This is a genomic window from Citricoccus zhacaiensis (assembly GCF_014645315.1).
Taxonomy (GTDB): domain Bacteria; phylum Actinomycetota; class Actinomycetes; order Actinomycetales; family Micrococcaceae; genus Citricoccus; species Citricoccus zhacaiensis.
On record NZ_BMLQ01000005.1, the window covers coordinates 86306 to 101071 of the forward strand.

The 14766-nt window shown below is 69.9% G+C and carries 11 protein-coding genes; 8 read left to right on the forward strand and 3 right to left on the reverse strand.

The features are described from left to right. Positions 1–106: 106 nt before the first annotated feature. From IEX49_RS09545 to IEX49_RS09555, 3 genes are all read left to right on the forward strand, one after another. Positions 107–763, forward strand: coding sequence for a PadR family transcriptional regulator (locus tag IEX49_RS09545; RefSeq protein ID WP_188805945.1), 657 nt, complete (start codon positions 107–109; stop codon positions 761–763). 68 nt (positions 764–831) lie between these two features. After that, positions 832–1560 (forward strand): ABC transporter ATP-binding protein, encoded by a 729-nt coding sequence (locus tag IEX49_RS09550; protein WP_188806134.1) that lies wholly within the window; start codon positions 832–834, stop codon positions 1558–1560. Beyond that, positions 1557–4907 carry an FtsX-like permease family protein gene (locus tag IEX49_RS09555; protein WP_188805946.1) on the forward strand — a complete coding sequence of 1117 codons (3351 nt, stop codon included), beginning with the start codon at positions 1557–1559 and terminating at the stop codon, positions 4905–4907. The genes IEX49_RS09550 and IEX49_RS09555 overlap by 4 nt, the downstream gene beginning before the upstream one ends. Positions 4908–4944: 37 nt before the next feature. On the opposite strand, the gene IEX49_RS09560 is transcribed toward IEX49_RS09555, so the two are convergent. From IEX49_RS09560 to IEX49_RS09570, 3 genes are all read right to left on the reverse strand, one after another. Further along, entirely contained in the window at positions 4945–7239 is a 2295-nt protein-coding gene (locus tag IEX49_RS09560; RefSeq protein WP_188805947.1) for a S9 family peptidase, read from the reverse strand. 71 nt (positions 7240–7310) lie between these two features. Continuing rightward, positions 7311–8054 (reverse strand): SDR family NAD(P)-dependent oxidoreductase, encoded by a 744-nt coding sequence (locus tag IEX49_RS09565; protein ID WP_188805948.1) that lies wholly within the window; start codon positions 8052–8054, stop codon positions 7311–7313. A 90-nt stretch (positions 8055–8144) separates the two neighbouring features. Beyond that, positions 8145–9650 (reverse strand): NCS2 family permease, encoded by a 1506-nt coding sequence (locus IEX49_RS09570; RefSeq protein WP_229672503.1) that lies wholly within the window; start codon positions 9648–9650, stop codon positions 8145–8147. Positions 9651–9937: 287 nt separating this feature from the next. On the opposite strand from IEX49_RS09570, the gene IEX49_RS09575 reads away from it, so the two are divergent. Genes IEX49_RS09575 through IEX49_RS09595 form a run of 5 tightly spaced genes read left to right on the forward strand, consistent with a single transcriptional unit; the run spans position 9938 to position 14714 of the window. Continuing rightward, positions 9938–10759: an ABC transporter ATP-binding protein gene (locus IEX49_RS09575; protein ID WP_188805949.1), complete on the forward strand. Its 822-nt coding sequence runs from the start codon at positions 9938–9940 to the stop codon at positions 10757–10759. Continuing rightward, positions 10746–11456 carry an ABC transporter ATP-binding protein gene (locus tag IEX49_RS09580; protein WP_188805950.1) on the forward strand — a complete coding sequence of 237 codons (711 nt, stop codon included), beginning with the start codon at positions 10746–10748 and terminating at the stop codon, positions 11454–11456. Before IEX49_RS09575 ends, IEX49_RS09580 begins: the two co-directional genes overlap by 14 nt. After that, positions 11456–12340 (forward strand): branched-chain amino acid ABC transporter permease, encoded by an 885-nt coding sequence (locus tag IEX49_RS09585; protein ID WP_229672509.1) that lies wholly within the window; start codon positions 11456–11458, stop codon positions 12338–12340. The genes IEX49_RS09580 and IEX49_RS09585 overlap by 1 nt, the downstream gene beginning before the upstream one ends. Further along, on the forward strand, positions 12340–13452 hold the full coding sequence (locus IEX49_RS09590) for a branched-chain amino acid ABC transporter permease (protein ID WP_188805952.1): 1113 nt from the start codon (positions 12340–12342) through the stop codon (positions 13450–13452). Before IEX49_RS09585 ends, IEX49_RS09590 begins: the two co-directional genes overlap by 1 nt. Further along, positions 13449–14714 carry an ABC transporter substrate-binding protein gene (locus tag IEX49_RS09595; RefSeq protein WP_188805953.1) on the forward strand — a complete coding sequence of 422 codons (1266 nt, stop codon included), beginning with the start codon at positions 13449–13451 and terminating at the stop codon, positions 14712–14714. The genes IEX49_RS09590 and IEX49_RS09595 overlap by 4 nt, the downstream gene beginning before the upstream one ends. The last annotated feature ends 52 nt before the right edge of the window (positions 14715–14766 follow it).

The following is a 14766-nucleotide window of genomic DNA, read 5'->3' on the forward strand; positions in this document are numbered from 1 at the left end:
GTCGGACCTACCGGGTATGCATACTGAGTGTGCATACCCGGTAGGCCATTGCGTGTGACGGCTCCGGCGTTCGACCCCCACGAGTTCGTTCAGTCCAGGAGAATCCATGTCCGTCAAGCACAGCCTGCTGGCCCTGCTCACCCAGGGCCCGCGCTACGGGTACCACCTCCGCGCCGAGTTCGAGGAGCGGACGGGCAGCACCTGGCCGCTGAACATCGGTCAGGTCTACACCACGCTGGACCGGCTGGAGCGCGACGGTCTCATCGAGGACCAGGGCGACGACGGCGCGGGCCACCGCATCTACGCCATCACCGAGGCCGGCCGTGCCGAGACCGAGGACTGGTTCGCCCAGCCCTCGCGCCCTTCGAACCCCCCGCGCAACGAGTTGGCCATCAAGCTCGCGATCGCCGTGACCACCCCGGGCGTGGACGTGGAACGCGTCATCCAGGCTCAGCGCTCGGCCACGCTTCGGGCCCTGCAGGACGTCACCCGGGCCAAACGGTCCACCGGCGGGGAATCGCGCCCGGCGGACCTGGCCGGCCTGCTCGTCCTGGAATCCCTCATCTTCACCGCGGAGGCGGAGATCCGCTGGCTCGACCACTGCGAGGCCGCCGTCTTGCGCGCCGCCCGCTCCGGCCAGCTGCCGGCGGTGCCGGCCGCAGTGTCAGCCCCCGCACCAGCCGCGATGCCTTCCCGGACCGCCGTCCCGACGACGGCCGGCACCTCGCGGCGCCACACCTCCTCCCAGCAGAAAGACCGGTGACCGGCGTGGCACGGCACAGCATCCCCCAGCATCCCCTGGAGCCGACGGTCCGCCCGGTCACGCAGGGCATGCCGCCCCGCCAGATCCTGGAACTCCACCAGGTCTCCAAGGTGTACGGCGACGGCATTACCGTGGTCGCGGCTCTCCGAGAGGTCGACCTCACGGTCAACGCCGGAGAGTTCGTGGCCGTCATGGGCCCCTCCGGCTCGGGCAAGTCCTCCCTCCTCGCCCTCGCCGGTGGACTGGACTCCACCAGTCAGGGGGAGATCTATGTCCGCGGCACCCCGCTGAGCGCGCTCTCGACGGCAGAGCGGGCCCGGCTGCGGCGCCGCGCCGTGGGCTACGTCTTCCAGGACTACAACCTCATCCCGACCCTCAATGCCACCGAGAACGTGTCCCTACCGCTCGAACTGGACGGCGTGAAGCCGGCCAAGGCGCAGCGTCAGGCCAAGGACGCCCTGCGCCAGGTCGGCATCGAGGATCTGGCAAACCGGTTCATCGACGAGCTCTCCGGCGGCCAGCAGCAGCGCGTCGCCATCGCCCGGGCCATCGTGGGGGACAAGGCGCTGATCCTCGCCGACGAACCCACCGGTGCCCTGGACTCCGTCACCGGCGAGGAGATCATGGCGGTGCTGCGCCGCCGCGCGGACGCCGGGGCCGGCGTCGTGCTCGTGACCCATGAGGCCCGGCATGCCGGCTGGGCGGACCGCGTGGTCTTCCTGCGGGACGGCCGCGTGGTGGACCAGGCCACCGCCCAGAACGATCCCCACTCCCTGCTCGCGGACCCTATCCGGTGAGCGCGGACGTGACCCCGGCAGCCAGCTCTGTCGGTGCTGCTGGACCTTCTGGACCCGCCGCCGGACCCGAGGGTCAGCGTGCCCGGGCCGACGTCGGGCCCCGCCCGGGTGCCGCGGCGGGCTCCCGGCGCTCCGCGGCCCGCATGGCCGCACGGGACCTGCGCCGCCACCCCTGGCGGACCCTGCTGATCCTGCTGCTGATCGGTCTGCCCGTGTTCGGGGTGGCCTTCGGCTCAGTGATCACGGCCTCCACCTCGCTACCGACCCCGGCCGAGGAACACCGGCAGTGGCTGTGGGGGTTCGACGGCTACCTGGCGCCCGGGGAGTTCTCGGAGTCGGACCTGCAGTCGCCCACCGACCCGTACGGGGCGATCAACGCGGAGGACGCGGCCGACGGCACCTACGGGGCCTCGATCGACCTGGACGCCCTGGAACAAGCGGCCCAGGACTGGCCGGTCTGCCCGGCCGGCACTGAGTCCGGCACTGAGTCCAGCACTGCTCCCGCCGCCGGTTCCGGTGCAGGGTCCAGTGCAGGGCCCAGTGCCGAGCCGGCCGCCGGCTGCTCCCTCCAGGACGCGGTCCCGGCGGGCACGGAGGCGACCTTCGTGACGAGCGCCAGTGGTGCCCTCGAGGTGCCCGGCTCGAGCGTGGATGTGGAGATCATCGTCGCCGACTTCGGCCGTCCGGACCTGCAGGGCGAGGATCGCCGGTTCCAGCTGCTGGACGGGTCTCTCGCCGGGGACGGGCAGGCCATGGCCAGCCCCGGCCTGCTGAAGGAACTGGACGCGGCCAACGAGAGGGCCGAGGCCCGAGGTCTGGAGGCGGCGCCCACGGATCGAGTCGAACTGGAGCTGCCCAGTGAAGGCTCGGCCGGTTCGACTGACCCGATCAGTCTGGCCATCAGCGGAACCCAGCTGGATCGCACCCACCAGTGGGCCTCGGCCATGGACCTGATCCTGCCGCTGCAGGACGGGTATCCCGTGCTCTACGTTCCCGCCGGATCCGCGGCCGCAGCGGCCTTCGAGGCGTCCGGCGAAGTCACCGCCTACCTCACGGGCGACGTGCCGGATGACTATGCCGCCTACCGCGCCTTCAACGAGGCGGGCTTCAGCGTCCTCTTCGCCCCCGTGATGGAGAACCCCGGCGAGATCGGGGAGACGTTCGACAGCATGTGGTCCTCGGCCCAGAGGTGGATGATCTACCTTCCCCTGGTGTTCATCGGTGTCCTGGCCCTGGCTGAGACGGGGCTGTTGGCCGGAGCGGCCTTCGCCGTCGGGGCACGCCAGCAGCGGCGGGCCACCGCCCTGCTCTCCGTGACCGGCGCGGAGCCCGCCACCCTGCGTCAGACCATGGTGTTCTCTGGACTCTGGTGCGGACTGGCCGGTGCCTTCGGCGCGGCCCTGCTCGGCGTGGCCCTCGCCCTGGGGCTGTTGTGGGCCGCTGATACCCGGCATGTGCTGGTCTACGGCCCCCATGTGCCCTGGTGGGTCGTCATCCTCGCCGTAGTGCTGGGGCTGTCCTGCGCCGTCGTCGCCGCCTGGATCCCGGCTCGGGCCGCCGCCCGGCAGGACGCCTGGGCTGCCATCAAGGGAGCGTCCGGAGAACGCAGGCCAGTGAGCCGCCGTCTGTTCGTGGCCGGACTGGTCCTGGTGGGCACGGGGGTGCTGATCGCGGCCGGGGCCATGGTCGTCGGGATGGCACTGCCTACCATCGGGGATCTCTATCGCCTCCTGGGCCTGCTGGCCCTGTTGTTCGTCGGCTCGGCCGTGCTCTTGCTGCTCGGGATGCTGATGCTGCTGCCCTCGGCCATCACGGGACTGGCGCGGCTGGGTGGGCGGCTGCCGGTGTCCCTACGGATGGCGGCACGCGATGCCCACCGGAACAGGACCCGTACCGTGCCGGTGGCGGCTGCCGTGGTGGCCGCCACAGCCGTCGGGGCTGCGGTGCTGTGTTCCGTCGCCATGACGGCCCACGGGTTTGACGGTGGTCGGCAGGGCGCGCCGACGGCGGACACCGGCTATGTCTGGGTCCAGGACCGGGCGGAGATCCAGCGCGCGCTGGACCAGGAGGCCAGCTACGCGGAGGATGGTGAGGCGCCCACGGCCGATGACCTCGGCCTGTACACCGATGGCGCGAGAGGCGTGGTGAACGAGCTGCAGGGGCTCTCCGCCGTTCCGGGAGCACCCCGGATGGTGGAGCAGTGGCAGGTCCACCGGCCGCGGTCCTCCTGCGCGGTGGACTACGCGGCCGACTGCTTCGAACTCCTGCCGCTGTATCCGGAGGGCTCCAGCTGCCACATCCCCATCCCGGATGGGCCGACCGTGGACGGCCGGCGCCTGGCGGTGGATGAGGCCGGGCAGGCGATGTCCCGCGCGGACGGCGTGAGCTGCGGGATCCAGGCGGGGATGATGGGCAGCCCCCTCGACCCCGACCCGCTGACGAGCATCATGGTGGTCGACCCGCTGCGCCCCGAGACGGTCCCGCTGCCGATGTTCGGCGGGGATGAGGACGCGCTGGCGGCCGTGCGGTCCGGGCAGGCGGTGGTCTTCGACCCGGAGTACGTGGACGCCGACGGCCGGATCACCCTGGGCGAGTTCACCATGGACGTCAGCAGGGTGCCGGGTGTGGAGCTCGGGGAGGAGGACCGGAGCTGGATCGAGGAGATGGAGGCCAGCGGCGATCCGATGGCCGGAACCACCGGTTTCAGCGCCGTCCAGGGCCGCAACGTCCTGTGGGAAGCGGAGCACTCGGTGACCCTGGACGCCGTGGTGGCGCCCGAACTCGAGGGAGACCAGCCGATCGCCATCATCCCGGTCACCGCCTTGGCCGGCATGGACCAGTCCATGGTGCTCGACGGGGTGCTGGCACGGTTCGCCGAACCGGTCACGGAGGAGCAGCAGGCCCTGGCCAGTGACGTCCTGGGATCGGAGGACCTCTGGCTGTCCTCGATGTTCCAGGGTGGCAGTGGAATGCAGTCGCTGCTGTGGGGCATCGCCGGGGCCACCGCGCTGCTGGTGATCTCGGTGGCCGGCATGACCACGGGGCTGGCACTGGCCGACGCCCGGCGTGACCAGACCGTCCTGTCCTCCATCGGCGCCAATCCCCGCACCCGGAAGTCGATGGTGGCCGCCCAGACCTTCACCGGTGCCCTCTTGGGCACCCTGCTGGGTGTACCCGTGGGGGCGGTCGCGGTCATCGGGATCGGAGCCGTGCAGTTCTACTCCGTCGAGTGGATCCCGTGGCTGCAACTCGCCGTCCTCGTGATCGGGGTGCCGGTGCTGGCCGCCGCCCTGACCTGGCTCGTGGTGCCCGGCACGCTCCCGGTCCGCCAGCGGGACCGGGACTGACACCTCGACCTGACTCGCCCGATCGCGGCTGAGCTGATCAGGCGCGGAGCTCGGTGGCACCCAGGGCCGTCAGCAGGAAGGCGTAGTCCCAGGCCCGGTCCTCCCAGGCCCGGTACCGGCCGGAGGCGCCGCCGTGGCCGCCGTCCATCTCGGTCTTGAGCACGATCGGGGCACCGCCCTCGGCCAGCGGCGTGGTCTGGTCCGAGGTGACGGTGCGGCGCAGCTGCTGGACCCACTTGGCCGGTTCCACGTACAGCACCCGGGTGTCGTTCAGGGAGGTCACGGCGGCGATCGCCGGGTAGTCCACCGCACGCACGTTCTCGTAGGGGGTGTACTCCTGCATGTACCGGTAGACCTCGGGATCGGTGATGGGGTTGCCCCACTCCTCCCACTCCAGGGCGGACAGCGGCAGATCCGGGTCCAGGATGGAGGTCAGCGCATCCACGAACGGCACCTGGGCCACGCAGGCCCGGTACAGCTGGGGGGCCAGGTTCAGTACGCCGCCCATCAACAGTCCGCCGGCGGAACCGCCCATCGCCGCGATCCGGTCCGGGTCCACCCAGCCGGACTGGGCCACGAAGCGGGTGGCGTCCACGAAGTCGGTGAACGAGTTCTTCTTGTGCAGCTTCTTGCCGTGGTCGTACCAGCCACGGCCCAGCTCGCCACCGCCGCGCACGTGCGCCACCACGTAGACCACGCCCCGGTCCAGCAGGGACAGCCGCGCCGCGGTGAAGCCCGGGTCCATGGACATCTCGTAGCTGCCGTAGCCGTAGACCACACACGGGTTCGAGCCGTCCCACTCGGTGTCCTGGCGGCGGATCACGGTCAGCGGGATGGCGGCCTTGCGGGCGTCCCCTGCGGCGCTCTCGGCCGGGGCCCACCAGCGCTCCACCAGGTACTGCTCCGGGTCATAGCCCGGGACCTCGACCTGCCGGCGCAGGTGCAGCCGGCCCGAGTTCTCCCAGCCGTCGACCTCGTAGTCCAGGACCTGGGTGGGCGTGACCCAGGAGGAATAGCCCAGCCGCAGGAACGGCGAGTCGAAGGGAGCACCCCCGAGTTCGCAGGAGTACAGCTCCTCGCCGAAGTCCGGCTCCACCGGGGCCGCCTGCTGCGCGGTCCCGAGGCCGGCCAGCGGCATGACCAGGGTGCGCGGGGTCGTCTCCCGGCGCACGCCCAGGGCCAGATGAGTGGCGGTGACGGCGGTGCCGTCCACCTTCGTGGTGGCGGAATGCCCGACGACGGTGCGCCAGAACCGCGGATCCGTCACCGTGTCCCGGGCGGCCAGGGACACCATGTTGTTCGGGGCGGGCGTGGGGCCGTGCTCCTCGTCCTCGCTGGAGAAGTCCTTGTTGTGCACGATCACGTAGTGACGCTGTCCGTCCAGGGTGACCGGGTCCACGTCGTGCAGCAGGCCGAGGTCCCGGGAGACCAGCATCCGCAACTCGCTCAGCGGCTCGTCGGGGGAGTCGGGCAGGTCCAGGGCGAGCGTCTCGGCGATCTCCGAGTTGCCCACGGAGATCAGCAACTCGGTACGGTCCGCGGAGAGTCCGAGGCCGGACCACATGCCGGGATCGTCCTCCTGGAACAGCAGCTGGTCCTGCTCCACGCCGGTGCCGAGGGTGTGGGCGAGGATCCGGTAGGGGCGCCAGGAGTCGTCCGGGACGGTGTAGAACACCCGGGTGCCGGTGGCGTCGAACACCAGCCCGTAGGACACGTTGGGGATCTCATCCGCCAGGTCCGTACCGGTGCGCAGGTCCCGGATGCGCAGGGTGAAGCGCTCGTCTGCGGCGTGGTCCACGGCGTAGGCCATCAGGTTCCCGTCCCGCGAGACGGCGATCCCGCCCAGGGAGAAGAAGGGCTGACCCTCGGCCTCGGCGTTGCCGTCCAGGATGACCTGCTCGCCGGCCACCGGCACGCCGGGCTCGATCACCGGTGGGGTCCAGTCGGCCAGCCGGTCGCCGGTGTCGGTGGCCTGCACGCGGCAGTGGGTGGCGTACTGCTGGCCCTCCTCGGTGCGCACGAAGTACCACCAGCCGTCCTTGCGGGAGGGCACGGACAGGTCGGTCTCCACGGTGTGGGCCTTGATCTCCCCGAAGATCGCCGCGCGCAACGGCTCCTGGTCCGCCGTCACGGATGCCGTGTACGCGTTCTCGGCGTTGAGGTGCGCGATGACCTCGTCGGACTCCTTGTCTCGCAGCCAGTCGAAGTCGTCGGTGAACGTGTGCCCGTGGTGCGTGCGGGCCACGGGCCGCGCCTCGGCCACCGGGGGCTGGGAGACGCCGGCCGGCGTCGTGGTATCCGTGCTGGTCTGCTGGGAGCTCGCGGAAGTCATACAGGCCATTCAACAGCACGGACCGCAGGCCCCGGGTGTGGGGGCGGGCGGTCCGCTCTCGGCTGAGGAGTTTACTTCGGGGCCATGCGGATGGCGCCGTCCAGGCGGATGGTCTCCCCGTTGAGCATCCGGTTCTGCATGATGTGCAGGGCCAGTTCTGCGTACTCCTCCGGCTGGCCGAGGCGGGACGGGAACGGGACCTGCTGGCCCAGCGACTCCTGCGCGGCCTCGGGCAGCCCCGCCATCATGGGGGTCCAGAAGATGCCCGGGGCGATCGTCATGACGCGGATGCCGTGGCGGGCCAGCTCGCGGGCGATCGGCAGGGTCATGGCGGCCACGCCGCCCTTGGAGGCCGAGTACGCGGCCTGGCCGATCTGTCCGTCGAAGGCCGCCACGGAGGCGGTGTTGATGATGATCCCGCGCTCGCCGTCCTCCCCGGGCTCGTTCTGTGCCATCGCCTCGGAGGCCAGACGGATCACGTTGAACGTGCCGACGAGGTTGATCTGCACGGTCAGCGCGAAGGACTCCAGCTCATGCGGCCCCTGCTTGCCGAGCACCTTCTCCGCGGTGGCGATACCGGCACAGTTCACGACGCCGGCCAGCGGCCCGCCCTGCTGGCCCGCCACCTCCACGGCGTGGGCCACCTGCGCGGGGTCCGTCACGTCGGTCTCGACGAGCACGGCGCCCTCGGGGGGCGTGCCCTTGAGGTCGGCGGCCACCACGTGGGCGCCCCGGGCGAGCAGGGCCCGGGCGGTGGCGGCGCCGAGGCCCGAGGCCCCTCCGGTGACGAGGAACGTGCGGTCGGTGAACTCCATGGTGCTCCTGGGGTGCGGTTGGTTGGGTTAATGGTTCTTAACGACTCAGACCGTACCGCAGGGTGACTGTGGAGTGCGTCACAACCGCAGTCACAACCCGAGTAGACCGCGGAAGACGCCCATGCCGAAGTAGACGACGAAGGCCGCCGCCACCACCCACAGCAGCGGGTGGACGTCCTTGGCCCGGCCCTGCGCCGTGCGGATCACGGCGTAGGCGATCATGCCGGCGCCGATGCCGTTGGCGATCGAGTAGGTGAACGGCATCAGGATGAAGGTCAGGAAGGCCGGCAGGGCGGCACCCCAGTCCGCCCAGTCGATCTGGACCACCTGGGTGGCCATCATGAAGCCGACCACCACGAGGGCGGGGGCCACTGCCTCGAACGGCACCAGGTAGATCAGGGGTGTCAGGAACATCGCCAACAGGAACAGCACGCCGGTGACCACGGAGGCGAAGCCGGTGCGGGCGCCCTCGCCGATGCCGGTGCCGGACTCCACGAAGATCTGGTTTGCGGAGCCGGAGGCGCCGCCGCCGGCAGACACCGCCAGGGCATCCACCATGAGGACGCGGTTCAGGTGCGGGATGTCCCCGTCCTTCGTGACGTTGCCGGCCTCCCGGGCCAGGCCCACGGAGGTGCCCATGGCATCGAAGAACACGGACAGCAGGATGGCGAAGACCAGCAACAGTGCCATCAGCGGGCCGACCTGGGTGAAGGCGCCGAGGAGATCGGCCCGGCCCACGAGGGAGAGGTCCGGCGCGGTCCACTCGGGGAAGGAGGGTGCCACCAGGGACCAGCCGGTGGGGTTGGCGTTGCCCGCCTCGTCCACGGACGGGCCGATGTGGAAGACGGCCTCCAGGATGTTGGCCAGCACCGTGGCCACCACGATCCCGATGAGGATGGCGCCGCGGGTCTTGCGGACCACGAGTACGGCGGTCACCAGCAGCCCGACGACGAAGACCAGTACCGGCCAGCCCTCCAGTTCCCCGCCGGTCCCCAGCCCGACCGGCACGGTGGTCCCGGCGGCATCGGGCACCCGGCGGATGAAGCCCGAGTTGACCAGGCCGATCAGGGCGATGAAGAGGCCGATGCCAACCACGATCGCGGTCTTCAGGGCGTCCGGGACGGCATTGAACACGGCCTGCCGGAAGCCGGTGGCCACGAGGAGGACCATGACCAGCCCGGCGATCACCACCAGGCCCATGACGGCGGGCCAGGTGATCCCGGTGGTGGTGGCGACCGTGATGGCCACGAGCGCGTTGACGCCCAGGCCGGCGGCCAGGGCGAAGGGGTGGCGGGCCCACACACCCATGGCGATGGTGGAGATGCCGGCCACCAGCGCCGTCACCGCGGCCACCCGGGCGATGCCGAGAGTGTCCCCGTTGGCGTCAGGGCCGGAGAGGACCAGGGGGTTGAGCACGATGATGTAGCTCATCGCTAGGAACGTGGCGAGGCCGCCGCGGATCTCCTGGGCCACCGTGGAGCCGCGTCTGGAGATCAGGAAGAACCGGTCCAGGGCGTTCGTCGATCCAGGGGTGTCCGTGCTGTCCACGGAGTTCACGGTGTCCAGTGCGGAGGAGGGCGACTCTGGCGAAGGCATGGAGGACATGTTAGCGGCGACGGGCTGGTGCCGAGGTGGGCATGCAGGCTCTGAGGCTGGCCTTGTGCGGGAGATCACAGGCGACGGGATTTTCGGCCGGACGTCACGAAACGGGCACGGTCCCCCTGATTGCCACCAATATTGTTGGCAATCCGGCCCGGATGCGCCTACGATCCAAGCCAGACGCGGTTGTGATCCGGATCACCCCCCTCTGGCCTCGCCCGTCTGCGCTACTCCCACGGGAGTGGTGTCTCCCTTCACCCTGCACCGGAAGAGTCAGTGGGCACATGGCAGCACGTTTGACGTTGGCGGATGTCAACCTCCACTTCGGCGGAGTGACCGTCCTGAAGGACGTCGGCTTCACCGTGGAACCGGGAACGGTCCTCGGCCTGGTCGGCCCCAACGGCGCGGGCAAGACCTCCCTGTTCAATTGCATCTCCGGCCACTACCGGCCGAGCTCCGGCTCCATCCGGATCGACGATGCCGAGATCAGCCAGACCCGGCCGGCGGGCATGTCCCGCCACGGCCTCGCCCGGACCTTCCAGCATCCGGCGCTGCAACTGGAGTCCACCGTCCTGGACAACGTGCTGTTGGGAGGACACGCGCGCCTGCCCGGCGGGCCGGCGTCGTGGGCCGTGCGCCTGCCGCCGATGGTCCGCAGCGAACGCGAACTGAGGGCCGAGGCGCTGGACCGGTTGGAGGAGCTCGGCCTCGGCTGGGCTGCGCACCGCAGCGCGGACGAACTCTCCCATGGCCTGCACAAAGGCGTTGAACTGTGCCGGGCCCTGATGGCGCGGCCGCAGGTGCTGCTGCTGGACGAGCCCGCCGCCGGGCTGTCCCACGGCGAGGTCGACTCGTTCATCCAGACCATCCACGGCCTCAAGGCCGCCGGCGAGATCACGCTCGTGATCGTGGAACACCACATGGGGGTGATCTCCGCCCTGGCAGACCGGGTGGTCGTGCTGAACCACGGCAGCAAGCTCATGGAGGGCACCGCGTGTCAGGCCCAGTCCGATCCCCGGGTGATCGAGGCGTACTTGGGCAAGGACAGCATGGACAGCAACGACAGTACGGACACGAGGGACGGTATCGGCGATGACGCTGCTTGAGATCACGGACCTGACGGCGCACTACGGCCCCGTCCAAGTGCTCCACGGGGTCTCCTTGAGCGTCCCCGAGCGGGGGGCCGTGGGCATCCTCGGCGCCAACGGCGCGGGGAAGACCACCACCCTGCGCGCCATCAGCGGCGCCGTCAGGACCGGCGGACAGATCCGCTTCGAGGGCCAGGACCTCCGCGGCCGGAAGCCGAATGAGGTCGCCGCCCTCGGGATCGCCCACGTCCCGGAGGGACGCGGGACCCTGGGCAACCTCACGGTCAAGGAGAACCTCCAGGTGGGCGCGTACCTGCGCAAGGACCGCAGGCGGATCCAGCAGGACATCGACCACCTGCTGGAGCTGTTCCCCAACCTGCAGGAGCGCTACACCTCGAACGCCTCGGCCCTGTCCGGAGGCGAGCAGCAGATGCTGGCCGTGGGCCGCGCCTACATGGCCCGACCCAAGCTCCTGCTGCTGGACGAGGCCTCCCTCGGGCTGGCCCCCAGCACCGCGAAGACCGTCTATGACGCGATCCGGGTGCTGCGGGAGGAGACCGGGGTGGCCATGCTGCTCGTGGAGCAGAACGCCAACCTCGCCTTCACGATCGTGGACACGGCGACCGTCCTGGAGACGGGCCGCAGCGTCCTGAGCGGAACCTCGGCGGAGCTCAAGGGCCGTGACGAGATCCGCAAGGCATACCTGGGAGGCTGATGATGGGAACCTTCATCCAATTGGTGGTCGACGGCCTCGCCATGGGCTCTGTCTACGGGGCGATCGCGCTGGCGATCGTCCTGGTCAACCAGTCCACCGGCATGATCAACTTCGCCCAGGGCGGCATGGCCGTGCTCTCGGCCTACCTCGCCTTCACCTTCCTCGGGCTGGGGCTGCCCCTGATCGTGGCCATCCTGCTCTCCGTGGCGGCCTCGTTCATCATCGGGGCACTGATCGAACGCTTCCTGATGCGCCGCTTCATGGGCCGGGCGGAGGACACCCAGGTGGTGGTCACGGTGGGCCTGCTGACCCTGCTCACCGGCATCTGCGGGTGGCTCTGGTCCTACAACAACCTGCAGTTCCCCTCCCTGTTCCCGTCCTCGGCCTTCACGTTCCTGGGTGCCGCGATCAGCTGGCGGTCCTTCGGCACCTTCCTGGCGATCGCCGGGATCATGGTCCTGCTGCAGCTGCTGTTCCGCCAGACCAAGCTGGGCCTGGCCCTGCGGGCCGTGGCGGACAACCGGCAGTCCGCGTCCTTCGCGGGCTTGCCGGTCGGGCGGCTGCTCATGGTCGGCTGGGGGCTGGCCGCCGCCCTTGGGGCGGTCGCCGGTGCCCTCGTGGCACCGCGGCTCTCCTTGACCCCGGGCATGCTGGACACCACCCTTGTCTACGCGCTGGCCGCCGTCATCCTCGGTGGGATCACCAGCCCTGTCGGGGTGGTGGTCGCCGCCTGGCTGATCGGCGTCCTGGAGAACCTGGCAGCCGTCTACGTGCCGATCATCGGCCATGACCTGAAGATCGCCGTGCCGTTCATCCTGCTCTTCGTGGTCCTCCTGCTGAGGCCTCAGGGTCTGTTCGGACGCAAGACCGTGGTGCGAGTCTGATGGGCGCGCAGAAGACCGGACTGCTCCGGACGCCGTGGTTCCAGCTCACCCTCGCCCTGGTGGCCGTGGTGCTGCTCGTGGTGGCCCCCTTGCTGCTGCCCATCCCCGTCAACCAGACGCTGGCGCGGATCGGCGTCTTCGCCGTCGCCGTGCTCGGCCTGAACGTCATCATGGGCTACACGGGGCAGGTCTCCCTGGGCCAGATCTTCTTCCTGGGCCTCGGCGCCTATGTCACCGCCTACGGGGTGGAGAACGGCTGGAACATCGCGCTGGTGTTCCTCGCCGCCGTCGTCATCCCCGGCGTGGTCGGCCTGATCGTGGCCCTGGCGGCAGCGCGCCTCGGGGGACTGGCGATCGCCATGGTGACCATCGCCCTGCCGATCATCGGCGTCCCCCTGGCCAAGCGGCTCAGCGATGTCACCGGCGGCTCCCAGGGCATCTCCGCCCGGTTCTCCTCCGCGCCCGACTGGACCGGGCTGGCCAACGACCAGTGGCAGTACTACCTCGTGCTGGCCATCGGCGGAATCTCCTTCCTGCTGGTCTTCAACCTGGTCCGCGGCAAGTACGGCCGGGCCTTCCGAATCGTCAAGGAGAACGAGGCCGTGGCCGGGGCCATGGGCATCTCGCCCTACCGGTACAAGGTCCTCGCCTTCACGATCGCCTCGATGGTCGGCGGTGTCAGCGGCTTCCTCTACATGGTGGTCGTGCAGTACACGTCCCCCGAGACCCTGGCCTTCCACCACTCGATCAGCCTGCTGGCCGCCATGGTGGTTGGCGGCGCCGGCAGCATCATCGGCTCGCTGATCGGTGGCATCTACTACGTGCTGGTCCCCAACTTCACCAACGAGGTGGCCCCCACGCTCACCTCACTCATCCAGGGCGCGATCCTGCTGCTGGTGCTGTTCATCCTGCCCGGCGGCATCGCCAGCCTGCCCCGGGTGCTGCGCCGCTGGACCGGCCGCTCATCACGCTCGTCGCCCCCAGCTTCCTCACCCCCAGAGGCGTCAGCGCCATCATCCGACCCATCGCCCAGTACTCCACCCAACACCTCTCCCAGTACTTCATCCACTACCCCACCCAGTACCGCGTCAGTAAAGGAAGACTCGCCATGATCCTGAAGAAGAAGGTCCTCAGTGCCGTTGCCATGGGCGCCGTCGCCGCCATGGCCCTGTCCGGATGCGGCCGTTCTGACGGCGGCGGATCGGACGGCGGTGGAGACGGCGGCGGCGCGGCAGCCAGCCCCGGCATCACGGACGAGGCCATCACCCTGGGCGTCACCACCCCGCTCAGCGGCGGCACGGCCGGCCCGGGCACCTGCACGGTGGCCGGCCTGGCCGCGTACATGGGCGCGGCCAATGAGGCCGGCGGCATCGAGTTCGGGGACGGTAAGACCCGCACGGTGGAGATCGAGGCGTTCGATGACACCTACGATCCGCAGAAGGCCCTGTCCAACTTCCAGCAGAACCAGGGCGACGTCTTCGCCTTCACCTCCGGCCTCGGCACGCCCACCAACCGGGCCTACCGGGAGGCCGCCATCGATTCCGAGGTCCCCCAGGTGCTCGTCCAGACCGGCGACCCCATCTTCAGCGACCAGACCGAGAGCCCCTGGCAGCTGGGCTTCGTGCCGATCTACCAGAACGAGGGCGAGGCCTTCGGTGAACTGCTGGCCGGTTCCGACGGGGACCTGACCGTCGCCATCCTGTCCCAGAACGACGACTACGGCGAAGGCTACGTCGAGGGCTTCAAGGAGGCCATCTCCGGTTCGGAGAACATCGAGATCGTCTCGGAGTTGACCTACGAGGCCACAGACACCTCGGTCGACGCCCAGCTCACCGAACTCGCCGGGACGGACGCGGACGTGTTCTTCAACGCCATGTCCATCACCCCGCTCGTGATCTCCTCGATCGAGAAGAGCCGCGAGCTGGGCTGGTCCCCGAGCTGGTTCCTGCCGTCCAACACCTCCAGCCCGGTCGCCATCCTCGAGCCGGCCGCCGCTGACGCCGAGGACGGCTTCTACTCGGTGTCCTTCGCCAAGGCGCCGCAGAGCCCGGCCTTCGCCGAGGACGAGGATGTGGTGACCTTCCTGGAGAACCTCGAGCAGTACGCCGCCGAGTACACGACCACGCCGGACTTCCCGCACTGCATGTGGAGCTACATGGTCGGTGCCACCCTGGAGGAGGCCTTCAAGAACATGACCGAACCGACCCGGGAGAACTTCATGGAGGCCTTGCGCAGCATCGAGGACCTGCAGGCCCCGCTGATGCTGGAGGGCACCTCGGTCAACACCACCGAGGACGGCCAGCCGGCCGTGTCCACCGTGGTGGTCCAGAAGTACAACGGGCAGGGCTACGAGACCGCGGAGTCCTTCGACTAGGCCCGTCCCGCGCTGGCCCGGCCGGTCCCTTGACCGGCCGGGCTGACGTGCT

Coding starts and splice junctions, on each gene's coding strand:
- IEX49_RS09545 (WP_188805945.1), top strand. CDS start 107: ATGTCCGTCAAGCACAGCCTGCTGGCCCTGCTCACCCAGGGCCCGCGC.
- IEX49_RS09550 (WP_188806134.1), top strand. CDS start 832: ATGCCGCCCCGCCAGATCCTGGAACTCCACCAGGTCTCCAAGGTGTAC.
- IEX49_RS09560 (WP_188805947.1), bottom strand. CDS start 7,239: ATGACTTCCGCGAGCTCCCAGCAGACCAGCACGGATACCACGACGCCG.
- IEX49_RS09565 (WP_188805948.1), bottom strand. CDS start 8,054: ATGGAGTTCACCGACCGCACGTTCCTCGTCACCGGAGGGGCCTCGGGC.
- IEX49_RS09570 (WP_229672503.1), bottom strand. CDS start 9,650: ATGCCTTCGCCAGAGTCGCCCTCCTCCGCACTGGACACCGTGAACTCC.
- IEX49_RS09575 (WP_188805949.1), top strand. CDS start 9,938: ATGGCAGCACGTTTGACGTTGGCGGATGTCAACCTCCACTTCGGCGGA.
- IEX49_RS09580 (WP_188805950.1), top strand. CDS start 10,746: ATGACGCTGCTTGAGATCACGGACCTGACGGCGCACTACGGCCCCGTC.
- IEX49_RS09585 (WP_229672509.1), top strand. CDS start 11,456: ATGATGGGAACCTTCATCCAATTGGTGGTCGACGGCCTCGCCATGGGC.
- IEX49_RS09590 (WP_188805952.1), top strand. CDS start 12,340: ATGGGCGCGCAGAAGACCGGACTGCTCCGGACGCCGTGGTTCCAGCTC.
- IEX49_RS09595 (WP_188805953.1), top strand. CDS start 13,449: ATGATCCTGAAGAAGAAGGTCCTCAGTGCCGTTGCCATGGGCGCCGTC.